Here is a 21,777-nt window from a genome sequence, read left to right as displayed (position 1 = left end):
TAGGCGTGAAAAAAGCAGCGCCAAGCGCTGCTTTTTTCATTTAATTAAGTTGGCAGACCCTATCCCAATCAAGGTCAAAGCGGGCCAGGTATTTTTTGAGCCGGTCTGCATCGTTGGGTTTGGCTTTTGCCGCGCGCGATACGGCATACAGGGTGCGGCCGGCATCGGACATATTGTTCGATTGCCGGCAAATCTTGATCACTGCCTGCAGCTGCAGCGCATCAAACAGGTCGAGCTGCGTGGCTGCCTCGCTTCCCATGATATCGGCCAGGTCGATTTCCATGCCGCTGGCAGGCTTGTCATGATGCTGCCACATCCGCTTCAAGCGCCGGATTTCCTCATCGACAACACCATCCGTGATACGGCCCGCTTCCGACAGGGTGGCCAGGCGCGTGACAGCGGCGGATAAATCGCGGAAATTGCCCTTCCATGCCGAGGTGGGCAGGGTGGCGAAACGCATGAAACGCTCGTGTGCCTCCTTGTTGAAGCGCACGCGTTCGCCCGTTTCCGCGCTGTATTGTGTCAGCAGGTATTCCAGGTTCGGTTCGATGTCTTCCGGCCGCTGCGCCAGGCCCGGCAATTCGTATGTCCACAGGTTGATGCGCGCATACAGGTCTTCGCGGAAGCGGCCGGCCATCACTTCTTTGCCCAGGTCCCGGTTGGTGCCTGCGATCAGCTGGAAGTCGCTCTGCACCTCGGTGTCCGCACCGACGGGGAAAAAGCGTTTTTCCTCGATCGCTTTCAATAGCATGGCCTGCTCGTCGAGCCCCAGTTCGCCGATTTCATCGAGAAACAACAAGCCCTTGTGCGCGCTGCGCAGCAAGCCGGGTCGATCCGAGCCAGCTCCCGTAAATGCCCCCTTGATATGGCCGAACAAGGTGGAGGCTGCGCCATCGCCATGCAATGTGGCGCAATTGAGGTCGATGAATTTTCCGTCGATCTGGTGGCGCGATTTTTTCAGTTCATACACGCGGCGCGCGAGGAAGGATTTGCCGGCGCCGGTAGGTCCCATCAGCAGCATGGGGGCTTTCGATTTGATGGCGACGCGCTCGATTTCATCGATCATGCCGTTGAACTTCGCATTGCGCGTGGCGATGCCGGACTTCAGGAAGGCCACGCCTTCGGCCTGCTCGCGCGTAAAACGCTGGGTAATCTGGTCGTAGCGCGACAGATCGAGGTCGATCAATGCGTAACTGCCGGGATTGCCGGTGGCCTGGCGCTTCGGCGGCGACGTTTGCACGAGACGGCCAGGAAAATAGCGCGCTTCCGTCATCAGGAACATACATATCTGCACCACGTGGCTGCCGGTGGTGATGTGAATCCAATAGTCTTCCTTGTCCGGATCGAAGGGGTAGCTATTGGCAAAGTCGTAGAGCGCGCCATACACATTTTCGAAGTCCCAGGCATCGCTGATGGGCAGTTCATGGGAGATCAGCCTGGTTTCGGGCGAGACGCTGGCAATATCCTGCGACACCTGGCGTACCAGGTTGTCGAACTGGCTACCCGCGTACAGCAACTCGAAGCGGTCGATGATCTTGTCCTCGTGTTGGGTCAGGGCGATGCTGGGACGCCACTTTTCCCAGCGTGCAGCTCCCCTGCCATTGTCGAGCTGCGTACCGAGAAAACCGATGACGACGGTGCGTTTTGCTTGCATATATGGGATAAAAATTTATCTGAAAAGATAATTGTATTCCAAATCGCGGTTGCATAGATATGTTCAAGGTAAAGTCTGTATGAAAATATTATTCAATGAAATCAATTGGTTATGGAAATTTTTGAGAAAACATTGAAAGCTGGCACAGCGCTTGCAATAGAGGAGATACCAACGAGATAAACGTAGAGAGCAGAGAGGAACGAAAAATGGCCAACGCCCAGTTATTCCAGAGCGCGCAACAGACAGCAACCATGCCAGCGGCGCTGGCACGCAATGCCGAAGGCGCACCCGCTTACGCGCTGACGCCCCGGCATCAGCTGGCGCAATACGCGGCCACCGGCTGCCTGAATGCGACGTTTTATGCCAGCGCCGAAGCGCAACTGGCGAAAGTACGCGAGCTGTGCCAGGCGGTCGAGCCGGCCTTCATTGCGCAGACGGCCGTGTACTGCCGCGAACGGGGCTACATGAAAGACATGCCGGCCTTGCTGGTGGCCGTGCTGGCGGGGCAGGGCGCCGCGGAATGCGCGCCGGCCTTTCAGCGTGTGATTAACAACGGCAAGATGCTGCGTAACTTCGTGCAGATCATGCGCTCGGGGGCAGTGGGCCGCAAGTCGCTGGGATCGCGCCCGAAGAAGCTGGTGCAGGCATGGCTGAACGGCGCGTCGGAACAAGCCTTGCTGGCCGCGGCCGTGGGCAATGCGCCATCGCTGGCCGACGTGGTCAAGATGGTGCATCCGAAACCGCAGGAAGCGTGGCGCGCGGCCTTCTTCGCCTGGCTGATCGGCAAGCCGTACGATGCCGCGGCCTTGCCGCCGGTGCTGGCCGCATTCGAAGCTTACAAGCTTGATCCAGCGCAAACGATACCGGACGTGCCCTTCCAGATGCTGACGGCGCTGCCCTTGAGCGCACAGGATTGGGCGCAGATCGCCCGCCAGGGCAGCTGGCAGATGGTGCGTATGAATCTGAATACCTTTGGCCGCCACGGCGTGTATGCGATAGCCGGCATGCCGGAGCTGATCGCCGCCAAGCTGCGCGATCCCGAGGCGATTGGCCGGGCACGGGTGTTTCCGTACCAGCTGATGTCGGCTTGCATGGCGGCCGGCGAGCACGTGCCGGCCGTCGTGCGCGATGCGCTGGAACAGGCGCTGGAAATATCGCTGCTGAACGTGCCGCAGATCGCTGGCAAGGTGGTGGTGTGCCCCGACGTTTCCGGTTCGATGTCCTCGCCCGTCAGCGGTTTTCGCGGCAGCGCCACGTCCAGCGTGCGCTGCATCGATGTGGCGGCGCTGGTGGCGGCGGCCATGTTGCGCAAGAATCCGGATGCCATGGTGCTGCCGTTCGAGCACAGCGTGGTGCAGTGCGGACTCGGCGCGGATGATAGCGTGATGAGCAACGCGGCCAGGCTGGCGGCCATCGGTGGCGGCGGTACCAATTGCAGCGCTCCGCTGCTGCGCATGAACAGCAAGAAGGAGCTGGCCGACCTGGTGATCTATGTGTCCGATAACGAATCGTGGATCGACGCCAAACGCAGCGGCGCCACGGCGACCATGGGACAGTGGAATGTCTTCAAGCAGCGCAATCCGCAGGCGAAACTGGTGTGCATCGATATTGCGCCGCATGCCACCACGCAGGCGATGGAGCGCGAGGATATCCTGAATATCGGCGGTTTTTCCGACGACGTCTTCAAGATCATCGCCGCCTTTGCCGCCGGCCAACTGGACCCCGCTCACTGGGTGGGAGAAATCGCCGCCATCGATATCGCGGCACCAGGTTGTTGAAGCAAAGCGCATGAATGCGGACAAGACTACATAAGAGACGTCCTGTCCACGCTTGTTATGCGCCGTAGTACCCCGAATGCTGACAGGATTACATCGATCAGCCGCGTCAAACCGGCCTGGCAGGCGCAGTGCGTCTGCCAGAAATCCTGTCCCCCCTTGTCGGGTTGTCGTACTGATGAATGCCGGTGGAACTACATCCTGGGCCGATACGTCGGCAACTGTTTCACCAACCCTGGTCATCACCCCCTATACAATAGAAGAAGAGAATAGCGATGAAAAACGAAGAATACGAAGTCCTGCATACCGAAGGCAGCCGTCCAGTGAAAATGTGGACGCGTGGCGTGCCTGTCGAAGAAGCGGCTAAAAAACAATTGCGCAATACGGCGACCCTGCCGTTCATTTACAAGCATATCGCCGTCATGCCCGACGTCCACCTGGGTAAGGGGTCAACCATCGGCAGCGTGATTCCCACCCTGGGCGCCGTGATTCCGGCGGCCGTGGGCGTGGATATCGGCTGCGGCATGATGGCGGCGAAAACCACGCTGACGGCGAACGATCTGCCCGATAACCTGGGACCGCTGCGCAGCGCCATCGAACGCGCCATTCCGCACGGGATGTCGCCGAAGACGCGCGGCCACCGCGGCCGCGATGAAGGTTCCTGGCATACGCCGCCATCGGTGGTCGATGCGGCGTGGCTGCAATTGAAGGATGAATTCGATGCGATTTGCCTGAAAACGCCAAAGCTGAAAAATACGAACAATTACCGCCACCTGGGAACCTTGGGTAGCGGCAACCATTTCGTCGAAGTGTGCCTCGACGAGCAGGGTTCCGTATGGTTCATGCTGCATTCCGGTTCGCGCGGCGTGGGCAATGCCATCGGCACCCATTTCATCGAACTGGCCAAGCAGGATATGCGCACCCACTTCATCAACCTGCCCGACCAGGATTTGGCTTACCTGGCCGAGGGAACGCAGCATTACGACGATTACGTGGAAGCGGTGGGCTGGGCCCAGCGTTTCGCCCGCAACAACCGCGAAGTGATGATGCAGAACTTGATCGCCGCCGTGCGCACGGTCATCCATAAACCGTTCCAGACGCACGTGGAGGCCGTCAACTGCCACCATAACTATGTGCAGAAGGAGCACCACTTCGGCAAGGATGTATTGATCACGCGCAAAGGCGCCGTGTCGGCCCGCGCGGGCGAACTGGGGATCATTCCCGGCTCCATGGGCGCGAAGAGCTTTATCGTGCGGGGCAAAGGCAATACCGAGAGTTTCCATAGCTGCAGCCACGGCGCGGGACGCACGATGAGCCGCACGGAAGCGAAGCGGCGTTTCAACCTGGATGACCAGATCCGCGCCACGCAAGGCGTGGAGTGCCGCAAGGATGAAAACGTGATCGATGAAATCCCGATGGCTTACAAGGATATCGATGCGGTGATGCTGGCGCAGCGCGAGCTGGTCGATGTCGTGCATATCTTGAAGCAGGTCGTCTGCGTCAAAGGATAAGAGAGAGAAAACAGAGATGATAGAAATAGATGGAGCGCAAGGCGAAGGCGGCGGACAGATTTTACGTTCGGCGCTGAGCCTGTCGATGATCACGGGGCAACCGTTTCGGCTGAGTAACATTCGCGCGGGACGGGAAAAGCCCGGCTTGCTGCGCCAGCATCTGCTGGCCGTGCAGGCGGCAACCGCCATTTGCGGGGCGCGCACGACGCCGGTGGCGCTGCGCGCGTCGAGCCTGGAATTCGTTCCCGGCCCCCTGCGCGGCGGCGATTACCGCTTTGCCATCGGCAGCGCCGGCAGCTGCACCCTGGTGCTGCAAACCTTGCTGCCGGCCCTGCTGCATGCGGATGGGCCATCCACCGTGCGCATCACTGGCGGCACGCACAATGCCATGGCGCCGCCCGTGCATTTTTTGCAGCGCGCGTATGGCCGCATCCTGCAGCAGATGGGTGCCGAGGTGGAGATCGCGCTGCAACGCTACGGCTTTCATCCCGCGGGCGGCGGCGAGGTGACGGCCACCGTGCAACCGTGCCGGCGCTTGCAGCCGATTCAACTGCTGCAGCGCGGCGAACGGAAGGCGGGGTATGCGGAAAGCGTGGTGGCGGGCGTGCATGTGCAGGTGGCGCAGCGCGAGCTCGAGCGTGTCGCCAGCGGCATGGGCTGGAGCGGCAAGCAGCTGCGTCTCGTCGGCTTGCCGGCGGAGCAGGGGCCGGGCAACGTCCTGCTGCTGACCCTGGAGCATGAGCATGTCACGGAAGTATTTACTTCGTTCGGCGAAAAGTCCTTGCTGGCCGAGTCCGTGGCCAAGCGCCTGTTGAACGAGGTGCGCGCCTACCTCAAGACGGACGCGGCCGTCGGCGAGCATCTGGCCGACCAGCTCTTGCTGCCCATGGCGCTGGCGGGCGGCGGTACCTTCAGCTGCAACAAGGTGTCGCAGCATGCGCTGACGAATGCGGAGGTGATTGCCCGATTTTTGCCCGTGCGTATTACTTTCGAGCAGCAGGCGCGCGGCAGCATTTGCACGGTGGCCGCCGCCTGAGGCGCGCGGTGATACAACTACGTGTTGCAGCTGTTCCAAATTGATACATGGGCGGCCGGATGTGGGGCATAGACGCATGGCATGGCATTTGCTCTTCTTTGGTATTGACTAAAAAACCAAGGAGACCAGCATGACCTATTCCATTCGTACCCTGCTCGGCGTGGCGGCGGCCGGCGCCGTTGCCCTCACTTCCCTGCTGACCTTGCCGCATGCCTATGCGCACGGCAATGTCACGCCGCAAGGCGTCGACACCACGGGCTTGCCCAAGGTGGGTGACAAATGGCTCGAGCAAAACCCGTATCGGGGCAACAAACTGGCCTTGACGGTGGGCACATCTGCCTACAACCAGAATTGCGCCCGCTGCCACGGCATCGAAGCCATCTCGGGCGGCATCGCGCCGGACTTGCGCCAGCTGGACCGCGATTGTTTCGGTATCAAGAATGAGACAAAGAAACAGGCGTGCTACAAGGAAACGGACAATTACTACCTGACCACCATCCGCCACGGTAAAGTGCGCAATGGTGCCGTGTACATGCCGCCGTTCGAAGGCGTGTTCAACCAGGAAGCCATGTGGGCCATCAAGACCTATCTGGAAACGCGCCGCGAGTCGAATTAAGTCGAACTGATCACAAAGGAGTCCCATGCGTTCATTTCAATTCCGGGGCGCGCGCGCGATGATCTCGCTCGCTTGCCTGGCGCTGTGCGCCGCCGCGCCGGCGCGCGCCGACTGGCAAAAAGTGCAGCAGTCGGGCAGCCTGAAAGTGGCTGTGTACAACGAATTCGCGCCGTTTTCCGACAAGGGTACGGGCATCGATATCGATATTGCCGAAGCGCTGGCGAAAAAGCTGGGGCTGAAACTGAGCTTGCTGCCATTTCCCGCCGGCGAAAACCTCAACGACGATTTGCGCAATATGGTGTGGAAGGGACATTACCTCGGTTATGGCCCCGCCGATGTGATGTTGCATGTGCCGGTCGACAAGAAGTTGATGGCGGACAACGACAAGGTCGAGATCTTCGCGCCATACTATGTGGAAACCGTGCGCCTGGCGCGCAGTGCGCAAGCCGTGCCGCAATTCGATGGCGTCGCCTCGCTGGCCGGCAAGCGCATCGGTGTGGAAAAGGTGTCGATCGCGGCCATGCTGATGCTGGGCGAGGACAATGGCAAGTACCGCGACGACGTGCGCATCTTCGACACGGCAGCCGAAGCCTTGCAGCAATTGCAGACGGGCAAGCTCGATGCCGTGCTGGCCAACCGTTCGGAAATCGAATCGGTGCTGAAAAGCGATCCCGCTTTCCCCATGAGCGAAGTGGCGTTCGCCCGCCTGCCGCGTGCGGGCTGGGCCGTGGGCCTGGCCGTCAGCCGCCAGCAGCTCGACGTGGGCAAGTTGCTGCAGGCAGCCATGAACGAAATGGCGGCCAGCGGCGAATTGAAAGCCATCTTCGAGAAATATGGGGTGAAGGAAGCACGGCCATAGCAGGCCATGTTGAATGACAATAAAGCCCGCGCATCGGAAGAGGCGCGGGCTTTTTAGTTTTAGAAACTATATTGGGCGCTAACGCCCAGCAACCAATTACGTCCCGGTGCCGCTTCATAGTAGCGCTTGTTGCTGTCGCCGACGATGACGGAACCCACGTAGGTCTTGTCGAACAGGTTGTTCAGGCGGGCAAACTCCTTGAAGCGCCAATTGCCCACGTTTTGCCTGGCGTTGAAGCGCGCATTGAATACCGTGTAGCCGGGCGCCGGTTTTTCGATGTTGCTGTCTTCCGCGTAGACCTGGTTGCTGGCCACGCTTTCCAGCGCTGCGCCAAAACGGTCGAGCGTATCTTTCCAGGCCAGCTCCGCAAACAGGTTGGCGCTGGGTACGCCCGGCAAGCGGCTGCCTTCGCGCACGCCGCCAAATGCCTGGTCATACACGGCATGCAGGCTGGTGAGCGCCACTTTGGTCGTGAAGCCATATGGCAGGTTCGAATCCAGCGACACTTCCATGCCCTGGCGCAAGGTTTTACCCCCATTGCGATAGCTGGTGCGCCCGCCGCTGGACTTGTCGACCACTAGTTCGTCGTTGGTCTTGATCTGGAACAAGGCCGCATTCACGTGCGTGTTGTTGGCGATCCTGGCCTTGACACCCGCTTCCAGGTTGGTGCTGGTGGCCGGCTTCAAGTTGAAATTGAAGCCGCCGCCTGTGCCCGAGTAAAACAGTTCGTTCAAGGTTGGGGCCTCGAAACCGCGCGCGGCGCTGGCGTAGACGTTGACGTTCGGCGTCAGTTTATACAGCAGGCCCAGCACGGGCGTCGTGTGGCTGAACTCCAGGCTGCCGCTATCGTTGCCGTTGCTGAGGAAATGGTCGTCGACCGCCACTTTCATCTTGCTGTAGCGCACACCTGCGCTGAGCAGCCATGGGCCGCCTTGCCATTCCGCCTGGATATACGGATCGAGGCTGGAAACGACATCCTGCTCGTCGCGGCGCAGCTTGCCTTTCAATCCGTACACTTCGCCGATATAGTTCTCATAGCCGGTGCGGTCATCGCTGGAGCGGCCATAGTCGATGCCGATGGTGGTGCTCAGCTTGCCGCCGGCCAGCTGGTTCACGTGCAGCCAGTTGGTGTCGATGCCATAGAACTGGCGCTGGAAGTCGACCACGCCGCCCGAATGCTTAAGTAGACCGTCCACTTTGGTATTTTGGAATGCTTTATTAAACGCCTGGTACTGGATCACGTCACGGTTGCCGCCATACACCATCACGTGCAGTCGGTCATCGCCGAACGCCTGTTCATAGGTGGCGCCGATCTGCTGGTGGTCGATGCTCTTGCGGGTGTTGTAGCGCTCGGCCAGGGTGCGTTTCGGGTTTTGCGTGTCCGTCGTGTCGATTTCGCCGGCGCGCGGGTTCGCTGCAAACGTGGGCCAGGTGACGCCCAGGGGATCTTGCGTGTTGCCTTGATGCAGGCTGTTGGCGACGATGGTCAGCTTGCTGTCCGCATTCGGCTTGACGGTGATCTTGCCGAACGCCTGTTCGCGCGTGGCGGCGCTGTGGTCGCGGAAACCGTCCGTGCGGAAGCGCGAGCCGTCGAGCACGTAGCCGATGCCGCCTGCCTGGCCCTGCGCCGTCAAGTCCACCTTGCTGGTGCCGTAGCTGCCGCCCGTCACATTCAGTTCGACGGAAGGGGGATTTTGTCCATCCTTGGAAAACAGCTGGATCACGCCGCCCGAATGGTTGCCGTAGATGGCAGAAAACGGTCCGCGCAGCACTTCGATGCGCTCGGCCGTATCGAGATTGAAGGTGGTGGCCTGGCCCTGGCCGTCGGGCATGCTGGCGGGAATGCCATCGCTGATCAGCTTGACGCCGCGCACGCCGAAGGCCGAGCGGGCGCCGAAGCCGCGCGACGAGATTTGCAAGTCTTGTGCGTAGTTCTGGCGGTTTTGCACGACCAGGCCCGGCACGGCGGCCAGCGCTTCCGACGCGTTGACGCGGATTTGGCCCTCCTGGATGCGGGCGCTGTCGACCACGTCGATCGAGGCCGGCACTTCCTGGCTGGGGTGGGCGATGCGGCTGCCGCTGACGACCACCGTATCCATGAATTGCCCATTGGCCGGGTCAGCTGCCTCGGCGGCAAAGACATGGGGGGCGAGGGTGGCGCTGCCGGCGACAAACAGGCTGGCGATGGTGTTCAGGCGGAAACGATGCTGCATGCGGATTCTCCAATGTGAATAAAAGCCTGCTTGATCGCGTGCGCGGTACAGGTCTGCGTAGGTGTATCAAGCAATATGCCTGCCATGTCTCCATTGGTGGGCTGAAATTATACGCGTGTCAGTGGCACGGCGTTTGCATACGGTAATTGTCAGAGGCGCCGATGCGGCGCGCTTTCCCCTCGTTTTGCCATTGAAAAGGTGATTATGCCCAACTTCTTCTCGCGCCTGCGCCAGGTGTGCTGGCTGCTGCCGGCGCTCGCCAGCACCGCTGTCCAGGCCGCTCCCTTTGCCTATGTTCCCAATGAAAAGTCGGGCACCTTGAGCGTGATCGACACGGCGACCGACCAGGTGGTGCGCCAGATCGCCGCAGGCAAGCGTCCGCGCGGCATCGCCGCCGACCCTGCCGGGCGGCAATTGTTTGTCACGGATGCCGCCAGCAGCGCTTTGCTGCTGATCGACAACGCTGGCGGCGCGCCCGTGCGCACGGTGGCACTGGGCAAGTCGCCCGAAGGCGTCAGCGCCTCGCAAGACGGTAGTCACGTGGCCGTTGCCGTCGAGGAAAACAATAGCGTGGCCTTGCTCGATGGCCAGACAGGTACCTTGCTCGCCGATATCAAGGTGCAGGGACGCAATCCGGAACACGCCGTCTTCAGCCCGGATGGGCGCTGGCTGCTGGTCAGCGCGGAAGAGGCGGAGCAAGTCGATGTCATTGATGTGGCGCAACGCCGCCAGGTCGCTTCCATCGCCGTGGGATTGCGGCCGCGCGGCATCGGTTTCAGTCCGGACTCGGGCCGCGCCTACGTGGCGTGCGAACTGGTCAATGCCGTCTACGTGATCGACATGGCCGCACGCAAGGCGATTGCCACCATTCCAGCGGGCAAGAATGCGAATGGCATCGCCGTCCATCCCGGCGGCAAGCAAGTGTATGTCTCGAACGGTATCGACGGTACGGTGATGGTGATCGACACGGCCAGCAATCAGGTCACGGCCACGATTGGCGTCGGCAAGCGCCCGTGGAACATGGCCATCACGCCGGACGGCGCCAAGCTGTACGTGGCGAATGGCCGCTCGAACAGCGTGTCCGTCATCGACACGGCCAGCGCGCGCAAGGTGGCCGATATTGCCGTGGGTGAATTGCCATGGGGCGTGGTGATTCGTTGATTCCTTCATGGCACAGGCGCAGGTGTTCCAGTCTGGTACACCTGTTCCATTGTGCAGCGGCGACGGGGCGGCACAGCAGGGCTGGCCCGGATTGGAACAGGATGCTGCCACCTTGTTCAAAACGCAAACAGCGCCACGCCCCCACCCAAGTCCGGGGCATGCGCTGAAAAGCAGGCCGGGATTGACGCCACGCCCTTGTAACGGGGGTAAAACCGGCTAAGTTTGTAGTGGGATGGCGAGCTGGCACGGCATTTGCGGAAGACTCCGTGTACTCACCCCATCTGTACCAGGACGTTTGATTTTAATTAAGTATTTCCATTCTAATTAACCCGATAGAGGACGACATGAATCTCGCAGACATCAGCAAACTGGGCGTAGCCAATCCCTTCAAACAACGCTATGACAATTACATCGGCGGCAAATTCGTTGCACCAGTAAAAGGTGAATACTTTCCTAACATCACGCCGATCACGGGCTTGCCGTTTTGCGAAATCGCCCGTTCCACGACGGAAGACGTCGAGCTGGCGCTGGACGCCGCGCACGCCGCCAAGGAGGCATGGGGCAAGACGTCGCCTGCCGAGCGCGCCAATATCCTGAACCGTATCGCCGACCGCATCGAACAGAACCTGAGCCTGATCGCCACGGCGGAAACCATCGACAACGGCAAGCCGATCCGCGAAACGATGAATGCCGACATTCCGCTGGCCATCGACCATTTCCGTTACTTCGCCGGTTGCATCCGCGCCCAGGAAGGTTCCGTCGCACAAATCGATGCGGAAACCTATGCCTATCACTACCATGAGCCGCTGGGCGTCGTGGGCCAGATCATCCCGTGGAATTTCCCGATCCTGATGGCCGTGTGGAAACTGGCGCCAGCCCTGGCGGCCGGCAATTGTGTCGTCTTGAAACCGGCCGAGCAGACTCCGGCTTCCATCATGGTGTTGATCGAGCTGATCGGCGACCTGCTGCCGCCGGGCGTGCTGAACATCATCAACGGTTTCGGCCTGGAAGCGGGCAAGCCGCTGGCGTCGAGCAAGCGCATCGCCAAGATCGCCTTTACGGGCGAAACGGGCACGGGCCGTCTGATCATGGGCTACGCCGCGCAAAACCTGATTCCCGTCACCCTCGAGCTGGGCGGCAAGTCGCCGAACATCTTCTTTGAAGACGTGATGGATGCCGATGATGATTATTTCGACAAGTGCCTGGAAGGTTTTGCGATGTTTGCGCTGAATCAAGGTGAAGTGTGCACCTGCCCATCGCGCGTGCTGATCCAGGAATCGATCTACGAGAAATTCATCGAACGGGCCTTGAAACGCGTGGCTGCCATCAAGCAGGGCAATCCGCTCGACTCTGCCACCATGATCGGCGCCCAGGCGTCGCAGGAGCAGCTGGAAAAAATCCTGTCCTACCTCGACATCGGCCGCCAGGAAGGCGCGGAAGTGCTGGCCGGCGGCGAGCGCAATACGCAGGCGGGCGACCTGGAAGGCGGCTACTACGTGCGTCCGACCGTGTTCAAGGGTAATAACAAGATGCGCATCTTCCAGGAAGAGATCTTCGGACCCGTCGTGTCCGTGACCACCTTCAAGGATGAGGCTGACGCGCTGGCGATTGCCAACGATACCTTGTACGGCCTGGGCGCCGGCCTGTGGACGCGCGACGGTTCGCGCGCCTTCCGCATGGGACGCGCCATCCAGGCGGGCCGCGTGTGGACCAATTGCTACCACCTGTATCCGGCCCACGCCGCGTTCGGCGGCTACAAGCAATCGGGTATCGGCCGCGAAAACCACAAGATGATGCTCGACCACTACCAGCAAACGAAGAACTTGCTGGTGAGCTATAGCCCGAAAGCGCTGGGCTTCTTCTAAACCGGCAACAGGCGCCGCGCTTGCAGTCCAGGCGCGGCGCGCAGAAAGGGATGCCATGAGTGCAGCAATTGCCCGGGTGGTCGCCACCGATGCGGCGCTGGAAATGATGGACAAGTTGCGCCAGCGTCACGGCCCGCTGATGTTTTTCCAGTCGGGCGGCTGCTGCGACGGCAGTGCGCCCATGTGCTACGCGCTGGGCGAGTTCGATGTCAGCGACACCGACATTTATCTCGGCAATTTGAATGGCACACCGTTCTACATGGGACTCGAGCAATTCGAGTACTGGGAGCATACCCAGTTGATTATCGATGTGGTCGATGGCAATGGCGGCATGTTTTCACTCGACAACGGCACGGGCAAGCGCTTTTTGACGCGCTCGCGCCTGTTCACCGATGAAGAGTGCGCGCTGTTGCATGCCCAGCCGCATGAGCACCGCAAGACTTGATACACACATACTAATAAAACAGAGGGAGATGATTGTGCAGAAAAAAATCATGGGGATACTCATCGGTTTGGGTTTGGCATCGCTGGCCCAGGCGGCCGACGTGGGCAATGTCACCAATGCCATGCTCGACAGCACGGCAAAGAATCCGGCCAGCGTCCTGTCGTTTGGCATGGGTACGCAAGGCCAGCGCTATTCGCCGTTGACGCAGATCAATGACAAGACCGTGGCCAAGCTGGTGCCGGCATGGTCGTTTTCGTTCGGCGGCGAAAAACAGCGGGGCCAGGAATCGCAGCCGCTGATTCACAATGGCAAAATGTTCGTCACGGCATCGTATTCGCGCATCTTTGCCGTCGACTTGAAAACGGGCGCCAAGCTGTGGAAATATGAGCATCGCTTGCCGGACGGCATCATGCCGTGCTGCGACGTGGTCAACCGCGGCGCGGCCCTGTATGGCAACCTGGTGATTTTCGGCACGCTCGACGCCTACCTGGTGGCGCTGGATCAAAATACAGGCAAGATCGTCTGGAAAGAGAAAGTGGACGATTACGCGGCCGGCTACTCGATGACGGCTGCGCCGCTGATCGCCGAAGGCTTGCTGCTGACAGGCGTGTCGGGCGGGGAATTTGGCATCGTGGGCCGGGTCGAAGCGCGCAATCCGATGACGGGCGACCTCGTGTGGAGCCGTCCGACGGTAGAAGGCCATATGGGCCACCGCTACGACAAGGATGGCAAGGCCATCGACAACGGCGTGTCCGGCACGGCGAACAAGACGTGGCCGGGCGACCTGTGGAAAACGGGCGGCGCCTCGACCTGGATGGGCGGCACCTACGATCCGCAAACCAAGCTCGCCTACTTTGGCACGGGCAACCCGGCGCCGTGGAACAGCCACTTGCGTCCCGGCGACAACCTGTACTCGTCATCCACCGTGGCGCTGGACGTCAAAACGGGCCAGATCAAGTGGGCGTATCAGAACACGCCGAACGATGCCTGGGATTTCGATGGCGCCAACGAGTTCGTCACCTTTGACATGGATGGCAAGCGCTATGGCGGCAAGGCCGACCGTAACGGCTTCTTCTATGTGATCGACGCCAACACGGGCAAGCTGCAGAACGCCTTTCCATTCGTGAAGAAAATCACCTGGGCCAGCAGTATCGACCTGAAGACGGGACGGCCGAATTTCATTGCCGCCGGCCGCCCTGGCGACCCCACCAAGGGAGAGGAAGGCAAGAAGGGCACGACCGTGTTTGCCGCGCCCGCTTTCCTCGGCGCCAAAAACCAGATGCCGATGGCGTACTCGCCGCAAACCAAGCTGTTCTACGTTCCCGCGAATGAATGGGGCATGGATATCTGGAACGAGCCGATCAGCTACAAGAAGGGCGGCGCTTTCCTCGGCGCGGGGTTCACCATCAAGCCATTGTTTGACGACTACATCGGCGCCATGCGCGCCGTCGATCCGAAGACGGGCAAGATCGTCTGGGAAATCAAGAACAACGCGCCGCTGTGGGGTGGCGTGATGAGTACGGCCGGCAACCTGGTGTTCTACGGCACGCCGGAAGGCTTCCTGAAAGCCGTCGACGCGAAGACGGGCAAGGAATTGTGGAAATTCCAGACGGGCTCTGGCGTCGTGGCGCCGCCCGTCACCTGGCAGGATGGCGACACGCAATATGTTGCCGTCGTGTCCGGCTGGGGTGGCGCCGTGCCGCTGTGGGGCGGCGAGGTGGCGAAGAAGGTCAACTTCCTGGAACAGGGCGGTTCCGTGTGGGTCTTCAAGCTGGCATCGAAGTAACGGGGTGAAGCATCCGGGCCACTCGGATGGGTGTCTCCCTGTCCGCCGGGTGTTTTCTTTTTGCTGACGGCTCAGGCCGTCAGTTTTTTGTTTACCTGGACGCCCGATATGCCTGCTTGCGGTCAAAAAATGAACACCGGCAGTGGCGATTGATCCGCTGCTGCACAAGTCAAATACGTATTTTCTCTTTCTCCCTCTGGGCCGCGCTGGGCACGCTTATTGCCAAAGCTTGAGGTACATCAATCACTGGTGTGCACACTAAAAACAGAGAAGAAAGAGGAGAAGCAATGAATACATTGATCAAGCTGGGGAGCCTGGGTGTCATGACAATCGCAGCGGTGGGACAGGCACACGCCGTCGATATCAAGGCTGGCGACTGGACCGTGTCGGTGGGCGGCATCGTCAACGCCTACTACACGCAAGTGTCGTGTTCGGGCGATACGGTGGGCGGGCTGGCGCTGGGCGGCCAGGCGCTCGGTTGCGGCGGCGAGAAAGACCGTACGACCATCGGCAACGGCTTGCTGCCGAATGGTTTGATCACCTCGGCAAGTTCGCGGCTGGGCGAGTACGACGTGAAAGCCTTGATCGGCATCTACAACTCGACGGCCACGGACAGCGCCATCAGCCAGAACAGCGTGGTCGATGTGCGTCAGGCTTTCTTTACGTTTGGCAATGAACACATGGGTACCTTCAAGCTGGGCCGCGACTACGGCATCTTCGGCGCGAATGCGATTTTGTCCGACATGACCTTGCTGGGTTCAGGCGCACCCGTGCAGGCGACGCAGCGGGGCCGGGTGACCCTGGGCCATATCGGCGCCGGCTACACCTATCTGGGCAACTATGGCCAGATCATGTACAGCTCGCCGAAGTCGGGCGGCTTTGGCGCCGATGTGGCGCTGGTCAGCCCCGTCTCCGATACGCCCATCGTGGCAGGCTCGACCTATTCTTCAAAGTCGAGTCCGCAAGTGCAGGCACAGCTGACGTATGCGCAGGAAGGCTTGAAAGCCTGGCTGGGCGTGAAGTCGCAAAAATTCACGTCGAAAACGCCGGGCGTGGATGACTTGACCATGCGCGGCGTGGAAGTGGGCGGTTCGTACCAGATGGGCCCGGCTGGCGTGCTGCTCAACTTCCAGGGCGGCAAGGGGCTGGGCATCCTGTCCGATGCGGACCAGGGCGATACCAAATCGAAGAACTGGCTGCTGCAAGGCACGTACAAGGCGACGGACAAGCTGAAACTGGGCTTGTCCTACGGCATCAGCAAGAACGACGACAACACGGCCGGCACGGGCGGCTTGAAGTCGAACGCCAACCTGACCCTGGGCGCGTATTACTCGCTCAACAGCGCGATCACCCTGGTGGGCGAGCTGGGCCAGACGCGCTCGAAAGGCTTTACGGGCGGCGAAGCGAAGATGAATGGCGTGTCCCTGGGCGGCATTATTTTCTTCTAATAAACGAACGCGGCGCCTTGCGACAAGGCGCCGCACGGAGCGTGGTGCATGCGGATAATGCGGTTGTTCATCGGATGCTGGCTATTCCTGTTTATCCTGGGACAGGCGTGGGCGGGCGTGCTCGCCAAGGCCGAGCTGGTGCGGCGCTTTCCTGCTCCCATCGTCGTGGGCGACAAGGAGACCGACTTGCCCGTCTGGCCATTGTTCCGGCAAAACGCCACGGCCACGGAGCTGGTCGGTTACGTGTTTGAATCCGTGGATCTGGCGCCGATCCCCGGCTTTTCCGGCGTTCCCGTCAATTTATTGATCGCTATCAATCCCCAAGGGAGTTTTCTCGACGTGGCCGTGCTGTCGCAGCACGAACCCGTGTTTCTCGATGGCTTGGGCGAAGCGCCGCTGTTTCAGTTCGTCAAACAGTACCAGGGCTTGTCGCTGAAACAGAATATCGCCATCGGTGCCCGGACGAAACGGGCGACCGATGCCAGCCATGCCGATATCGACGGTGTGTCGAAGGCCACGGCTTCCGTGCGCATCATCAACCAGAGCGTGCTGGCGTCGGCCTTGAAAGTGTCGCGCAAGAAACTTGGCTTTGCGCAAGGCCGTGACCCGGACCAGATCGCCCGCATACGCATGGACGTGTTCGAAAAGCTTGATGTCGCGCAAATGTTAAAGCAGGGCTTGATTCAGCATCTGCGCTTGAGCAACAAGGAGATTGAAAGCCTGTTTGCCGGCAGTCCCGGTGCGGGACTCGATGGGGAAGCGATGCGCGCGCCGGACGGCGTGTTCATCGACCTGTACCTGGCGTATGTGTCCGTGCCCAGCGTGGGGCGCAATCTGTTGACGGAACGCAGCTGGAACAAATTGCGCAATCGGCTGGACGAAGGCGACCACGCCATCCTCGTCATGTCGCGCGGGCGCTACAGCGTGCTGGGCGACGATTTCGTGCGCGGCACGGTGCCGGACCGGTTATTGCTGAAGCAGGATGGCTTGCCCATCGACATGCGCGACCTGGATCTGGAATTGCAATTGGCGGATACGACGCTGTTGCCGACGGAAAATGTCGCCGTCTTGCGCGTCATCAGCCAGGCAGGCCTCGATGCGGCCAGCCCGCTGGCTTTTACCATGCCGATCACGCGCAGCAAGGGCATCGTGTATCCGGAACGCATCGCGCGCAATGTGGATTTCAATTACCGCCTGCCGGCTGATTTTTATACGGCGCCGCAAGGCGACGATGCCACGTGGCGCGGCACGTGGAAAGGGCGCAAGACGGAGTTGCTGCTGTTGCTCACCGGGCTGGCGCTGCTGGCCGGCGCATTGGCCTGGCAAAAACGCCTCGTGCGCGATGGCCGCCAGTTTGTCTGGTTCCGCCGCCTGTTCCTGTTGTTTACGGTGGGCTTCATCGGCTATTACGCGCAGGGGCAGTTATCGATCGTCAACATCACGGGCGTCATCCAGGCCCTGCTGGCCGGGCGCAGCCTGGGCTTTTTCCTGTTCGACCCGATGACGGTGATCCTGTGGGCGTTCGTGCTGCTCAGCCTGCTGATCTGGGGGCGCGGCACGTTTTGTGGTTGGCTGTGTCCGTTTGGCGCCCTGCAGGAACTCACTGGCAAGCTGGGCCAGTGGTTGCGCTTGCCGCAATGGAAGATCAAGCCCCGCCTCGATGGGCGCTTGAAATGGATCAAGTATGGTTTGCTGGCGGCCATACTTGTCAGCAGCGTGTTTTCCAGCCAGATCACGGACAAGCTGGTAGAGCTGGAGCCGTTCAAGACGGCCATCACCCTGAACTTCGTGCGGGCCTGGCCGTTTGTCGCGTATGCCGTGGGCTTGCTGCTGCTCAGTAGTGTGTCCTATAAATTCTTTTGCCGCTATCTGTGCCCGTTTGGCGCGGCGCTGGCGTTGCTGGGACGGTTTCGCCTGTTCAACTGGATTCCGCGCCGCAAGGAATGCGGCACGCCGTGCCAGACTTGCCGCCACCGTTGCGAGCATCACGCCATCGTGGCTAGCGGGAAAGTCGATTATGGAGAGTGTTTCCAGTGCATGGATTGCGTGGTGATTTACGCCAGCGATGAAAAATGCGCACCCTTGATGCTGGAAATCAAGCGTGCCCGCACCATCCCGATTGTCAGGGTCTCGGCAGAGGAGAGCAGCAATGCAGCGTAGAACGTTTATTTCCGCCGCCATCGGCAGCGTGGCCGGCATGGCGGGCTTGTCTTTGCCGGGCAGTATGGCGCGGGGCACGGTCACGGCATCTGGAGTCCGTCCTTATCAAGGCGCCGCGCTGGCGTTTGGCACGACGATCGCCGTCACCGTATTGCACCACGATCAGCGTCAAGCCGAGCTGGCCATTGAAGACGCCTTGCACGCGGCCAGGAATGTCGACCGGCTGATGAGCATTTACAGTCCCGCCAGCCAAGTCTTTCAGCTGAACCGTGACGGCCGATTGACGCGGCCGGATGCACACCTGCTGGCCGTGCTGGCGCAGGCACAAGCCTTGTCGCAATGGAGCGATGGGGCGTTTGATATCACCGTGCAACCTTTGTGGCAGCTGTTTCGCGCGGCGGCAGGCCAGGCCAGCTTGCCGACGGACACCTTGCGCCGTGCCGCGCAGGCGCGGGTAGGCTGGCGGCAACTGGCGTGGGATAGCCGGGAAATGCGTTTTCTCCAGCCTGGCATGGCGCTGACCCTGAATGGCCTGGCGCAAGGTTATGCGGCGGACATGGCGCTGGCTGCCGTGCAAGCGCGCGGCATACGGCATGCGCTGCTCGACACGGGCGAATTCGTTGCGCGGGGACAGCGTTCCCTGCGCCGCCCGTGGACCTTGGGCATCCAGGACCCGCGCGATGGCGAAATCCTGGCGGCCACCTTGAAAGTGGAGGGGCGCAGCATGGCCACGTCGGGCGACTACGAATGCACGTTCACGCCCGACTTCGTGCATCACCACATCTTCGACCCTGCGAGGGGTGACTCGCCGCGTGAACTGGCCAGCGTCACCGTGCTGGCGCCCACGGGCTTGCTGGCCGATGGCTTGTCGACCACTTTCATGGTGACGGGAGCGGCACGCGCGCATGCGATGGCCGCGCACATGGAGGGCGTCGACCTGATGACCATCGACAAGCAGGGCCGGCGTGCGATGTCGCCCGGCTTTTCCCGTTTACTCTAGGCTATTTCAGATGCGGCACCTTGCGATAGATCGTGTTGCGCGACACGCCCAGCGCACGCGCCGTGGCCGAGACGTTGCCGCCGTGGGCATCGAGCGACTTGAGGATCACGCTTTGCTCCATCTCTTCCAAGTTGGCGCCGGCCGCGATCATGCGGTCCGTGCTGGCGCTGGCGGCAGTCGCTTGCGTCATCTCAATATCGTCGAGGAAATCATCAGGCATGTGGCGCAAGCAGATTTCATGCTCGTCGCCCGCCATGACGATGGCCGTGCGCAAGAGATTGGTCAGTTGGCGGAAGTTGCCCGGCCATTTATGCTGGTGGAACATGCGCAGGATGTCCGGCGCCACCGTGTAGCGCGTGTCGGGCGCTTCCGTCGCGAGGATTTTTTTCACGACCGTGTCCAGGTCCGTGCGTTCGCGCAGCGGCGGCAGTTTTACCACCAGGCCATTCAAGCGGTAATACAAGTCTTCGCGAAACAGTCCCTTGGCCATGCGTTCGCGCAAGTTGTGATTCGTGGCGCAAATGAGTTCCACATTGACGGTGATCGATTTGCTGCTGCCCAGCGGCGTGACCATGCGTTCCTGTAGCACGCGCAACAAGCGCGCCTGCAAGCCAAACGGCATGTCGCCGATTTCATCGAGGAAGAGGGTGCCGCCATTGGCTTGCAAAATCTTGCCGATCGCGCCTTTCTTGCGCGCCCCCGTAAAGGCGCCGTCTTCATAGCCGAACAGTTCGGATTCGATCAGGGTTTCCGGGATCGAGGCGCAATTGACGGCGATGAATGGTCCCATGGCCCGCGGCGAGTCGTTGTGAATGGCTTGCGCCAGCAATTCCTTGCCCGTGCCCGTTTCGCCCATGACGAGGATGGGAATGTCGCGCCCCAGCACCTTGTTGACCTTTTCGATCACCAGTTCCAGCTGCGGATCGCCCGTGCGCAGATAGCGCAGACCGGACAGGCGGCGCGCCGCGTTGGCCGCATGGCTGGCCGACGCGGGAACCTGGGCCGGCACGGCGTTGATATCGCTATGGTCGGTGCTGGCAGTAAAGCCGTGCTGGAAGACGCTATTGGACAGGCGCAACTGTGCGCGCCCATACACGCGCACGCCGCTGTGCATGCACAGGTTCAGCAGACCGGGTGCGGCCGTGCGGTAATGATCGTACAGGGCGGAAACGGGCAAGCCGAACAGGGAACTGAAGGTATGTGATTGAAGCGCGGCAAATGACAGGCCCAGTTGGAACAAACCATTCTTGTTGGCGGATAAAAACCGTCCGCCCGGTGTGAACGAGGCAATGCCTTCCATCAAGGTGCCGATGAATTCAGGGCGCGCATGGAAATGCACGGTGATGGCGTCTTCGAAGGTGGCAGAAAACAGTTGATTTTCGATCATTAGCGCCGACATGCGCACGAGGGCCATCGTATGCTTGTGGAAACTGCGCTGGTCGCTCGAGACGTCCAGCACGCCGATCACATTGCCCCGGTGGTCGGTAATCGGTGCCGCGGAGCACGTCAGGAAATGATTGGCGGCTAGGTAATGCTGGTCCGCATGGACCAAAGTCGGTACTTTTTCCGTGATGGCCGTGCCGATGGCATTCGTGCCGCGGCTTTGTTCCGACCACGCGACGCCTGGCTGCAGGGCCACGCGGTTGGCTTTTTCCAGAAAATCATCGTCGCCCAGCGAATGCACGATGACGCCGTTGGCATCCGTGAGAATCACCATATTGTGCGTGTTGACGATTTGCTGGTACAGGGTTTCCATCGCCGGCAGCGCGTGCGTGTGCAGCATGCGGTTTTGCTCGATCAGCAAGGACAGGTCGGATTTTCCGGCCGGCGTAAAGTCGGGCGTGGCCGTGGGCGACAGGCCAAAGGCGACTGAACGCTGATGCGACGTTTCGATGATGACGGGGACGTTGTCTTGTCCTGCCGGTAAAACGTTCGCGTCCGCAATCGACGAAAACGGTGCGCTACGGTAAGTAGCTGACGGTTGATACATGATCTCGTTGCCTCCGTTGGGCCCTGTACTGCGGCGCTCTTTTGAATATCGAGAGTGTTCCATAATGTAGCACCTGTCACAGATGGGAGCAAAGCAAAGCGAACCGGGCTATCCCCAGTGTTGCTGCCTGGCCCAGAGTTGCTCCCCTTGGTGGTCGGTGCATGTGTTCATATAAGCAATTGCGGTGCCAGGCCTATTGCCTTTGATCTGGCGCAAAAAATAGCGCTTGCGGGGTGCGCAGGGCACGGCTATAATTCT

The 21,777-nt window shown here is 60.6% G+C and carries 15 protein-coding genes; 12 read left to right on the top strand and 3 right to left on the bottom strand.

Going from position 1 to position 21,777, the window contains the following annotated elements; genetic code table 11:
- Positions 1-40 precede the first annotated feature (40 nt).
- On the bottom strand, positions 41-1,654 hold the full coding sequence (gene rtcR / locus NCG91_RS27430) for an RNA repair transcriptional activator RtcR (protein WP_251351985.1): 1,614 nt from the start codon (positions 1,652-1,654) through the stop codon (positions 41-43).
- A 206-nt stretch (positions 1,655-1,860) separates the two neighbouring features.
- Here rtcR and NCG91_RS27425 point away from each other — a divergent pair, with 206 nt between their 5' ends.
- The 5 genes from NCG91_RS27425 to NCG91_RS27405 all read left to right on the top strand — a co-directional run bounded on the left by NCG91_RS27425 (position 1,861) and on the right by NCG91_RS27405 (position 7,451).
- Entirely contained in the window at positions 1,861-3,432 is a 1,572-nt protein-coding gene (locus tag NCG91_RS27425) for a vWA domain-containing protein (RefSeq protein ID WP_251351983.1), read from the top strand.
- Between the two features lie 272 nt (positions 3,433-3,704).
- Positions 3,705-4,940 (top strand): RtcB family protein, encoded by a 1,236-nt coding sequence (locus NCG91_RS27420; RefSeq protein WP_251351981.1) that lies wholly within the window; start codon positions 3,705-3,707, stop codon positions 4,938-4,940.
- Positions 4,941-4,956: 16 nt separating this feature from the next.
- Positions 4,957-5,976, top strand: coding sequence for an RNA 3'-terminal phosphate cyclase (gene rtcA, locus NCG91_RS27415; RefSeq protein ID WP_099665397.1), 1,020 nt, complete (start codon positions 4,957-4,959; stop codon positions 5,974-5,976).
- A gap of 130 nt (positions 5,977-6,106) precedes the next feature.
- A complete protein-coding gene (pedF, locus tag NCG91_RS27410; protein ID WP_035824926.1) occupies positions 6,107-6,592 on the top strand; it encodes a cytochrome c-550 PedF in 486 nt (161 codons plus the stop codon).
- A gap of 25 nt (positions 6,593-6,617) precedes the next feature.
- A complete protein-coding gene (locus NCG91_RS27405; protein ID WP_251351980.1) occupies positions 6,618-7,451 on the top strand; it encodes a substrate-binding periplasmic protein in 834 nt (277 codons plus the stop codon).
- Positions 7,452-7,510: 59 nt separating this feature from the next.
- Here the strand turns inward: NCG91_RS27405 and NCG91_RS27400 are convergent, their stop codons facing one another.
- Positions 7,511-9,664, bottom strand: coding sequence for a TonB-dependent receptor family protein (locus NCG91_RS27400; protein WP_251351979.1), 2,154 nt, complete (start codon positions 9,662-9,664; stop codon positions 7,511-7,513).
- Positions 9,665-9,868: 204 nt separating this feature from the next.
- Here NCG91_RS27400 and NCG91_RS27395 point away from each other — a divergent pair, with 204 nt between their 5' ends.
- From NCG91_RS27395 to NCG91_RS27365, 7 genes are all read left to right on the top strand, one after another.
- Positions 9,869-10,825 (top strand): beta-propeller fold lactonase family protein, encoded by a 957-nt coding sequence (locus tag NCG91_RS27395; RefSeq protein WP_099665394.1) that lies wholly within the window; start codon positions 9,869-9,871, stop codon positions 10,823-10,825.
- Positions 10,826-11,169: 344 nt separating this feature from the next.
- Positions 11,170-12,690, top strand: coding sequence for an aldehyde dehydrogenase (gene adh / locus NCG91_RS27390; RefSeq protein ID WP_099665393.1), 1,521 nt, complete (start codon positions 11,170-11,172; stop codon positions 12,688-12,690).
- A gap of 55 nt (positions 12,691-12,745) precedes the next feature.
- Positions 12,746-13,135 (top strand): DUF779 domain-containing protein, encoded by a 390-nt coding sequence (locus NCG91_RS27385; RefSeq protein WP_034756816.1) that lies wholly within the window; start codon positions 12,746-12,748, stop codon positions 13,133-13,135.
- Between the two features lie 49 nt (positions 13,136-13,184).
- On the top strand, positions 13,185-14,921 hold the full coding sequence (locus NCG91_RS27380; RefSeq protein ID WP_251351978.1) for a PQQ-dependent methanol/ethanol family dehydrogenase: 1,737 nt from the start codon (positions 13,185-13,187) through the stop codon (positions 14,919-14,921).
- A gap of 287 nt (positions 14,922-15,208) precedes the next feature.
- Entirely contained in the window at positions 15,209-16,369 is a 1,161-nt protein-coding gene (locus NCG91_RS27375) for a porin (protein WP_251351977.1), read from the top strand.
- A gap of 57 nt (positions 16,370-16,426) precedes the next feature.
- Positions 16,427-18,529, top strand: a complete 2,103-nt coding sequence (locus NCG91_RS27370) for a 4Fe-4S binding protein (RefSeq protein WP_251351976.1) — start codon at positions 16,427-16,429, stop codon at positions 18,527-18,529.
- Entirely contained in the window at positions 18,519-19,529 is a 1,011-nt protein-coding gene (locus NCG91_RS27365) for an FAD:protein FMN transferase (protein ID WP_251351975.1), read from the top strand. Before NCG91_RS27370 ends, NCG91_RS27365 begins: the two co-directional genes overlap by 11 nt.
- Before the next feature lies 1 nt (position 19,530).
- Here the strand turns inward: NCG91_RS27365 and NCG91_RS27360 are convergent, their stop codons facing one another.
- Positions 19,531-21,519, bottom strand: a complete 1,989-nt coding sequence (locus NCG91_RS27360) for a sigma-54-dependent Fis family transcriptional regulator (RefSeq protein ID WP_226939865.1) — start codon at positions 21,517-21,519, stop codon at positions 19,531-19,533.
- Between the last annotated feature and the right edge of the window lie 258 nt (positions 21,520-21,777).

It is taken from the genome of Janthinobacterium kumbetense, from assembly GCF_023703445.1.
GTDB classification, from domain to species: Bacteria; Pseudomonadota; Gammaproteobacteria; order Burkholderiales; family Burkholderiaceae_D; genus Janthinobacterium; species Janthinobacterium kumbetense.
This window is presented reverse-complemented; position numbering and strand designations above follow the sequence as displayed.

Bases quoted from the DNA above. Each gene is read 5' to 3' on its own strand.
- NCG91_RS27375 (WP_251351977.1), top strand. From the start codon at position 15,209: ATGAATACATTGATCAAGCTGGGGAGCCTGGGTGTCATGACAATCGCA.
- NCG91_RS27400 (WP_251351979.1), bottom strand. From the start codon at position 9,664: ATGCAGCATCGTTTCCGCCTGAACACCATCGCCAGCCTGTTTGTCGCC.
- rtcR (WP_251351985.1), bottom strand. From the start codon at position 1,654: ATGCAAGCAAAACGCACCGTCGTCATCGGTTTTCTCGGTACGCAGCTC.
- NCG91_RS27370 (WP_251351976.1), top strand. From the start codon at position 16,427: ATGCGGTTGTTCATCGGATGCTGGCTATTCCTGTTTATCCTGGGACAG.
- NCG91_RS27365 (WP_251351975.1), top strand. From the start codon at position 18,519: ATGCAGCGTAGAACGTTTATTTCCGCCGCCATCGGCAGCGTGGCCGGC.
- NCG91_RS27420 (WP_251351981.1), top strand. From the start codon at position 3,705: ATGAAAAACGAAGAATACGAAGTCCTGCATACCGAAGGCAGCCGTCCA.
- NCG91_RS27380 (WP_251351978.1), top strand. From the start codon at position 13,185: ATGGGGATACTCATCGGTTTGGGTTTGGCATCGCTGGCCCAGGCGGCC.
- adh (WP_099665393.1), top strand. From the start codon at position 11,170: ATGAATCTCGCAGACATCAGCAAACTGGGCGTAGCCAATCCCTTCAAA.
- NCG91_RS27405 (WP_251351980.1), top strand. From the start codon at position 6,618: ATGCGTTCATTTCAATTCCGGGGCGCGCGCGCGATGATCTCGCTCGCT.
- pedF (WP_035824926.1), top strand. From the start codon at position 6,107: ATGACCTATTCCATTCGTACCCTGCTCGGCGTGGCGGCGGCCGGCGCC.
- NCG91_RS27425 (WP_251351983.1), top strand. From the start codon at position 1,861: ATGGCCAACGCCCAGTTATTCCAGAGCGCGCAACAGACAGCAACCATG.
- rtcA (WP_099665397.1), top strand. From the start codon at position 4,957: ATGATAGAAATAGATGGAGCGCAAGGCGAAGGCGGCGGACAGATTTTA.
- NCG91_RS27385 (WP_034756816.1), top strand. From the start codon at position 12,746: ATGAGTGCAGCAATTGCCCGGGTGGTCGCCACCGATGCGGCGCTGGAA.
- NCG91_RS27395 (WP_099665394.1), top strand. From the start codon at position 9,869: ATGCCCAACTTCTTCTCGCGCCTGCGCCAGGTGTGCTGGCTGCTGCCG.
- NCG91_RS27360 (WP_226939865.1), bottom strand. From the start codon at position 21,519: ATGTATCAACCGTCAGCTACTTACCGTAGCGCACCGTTTTCGTCGATT.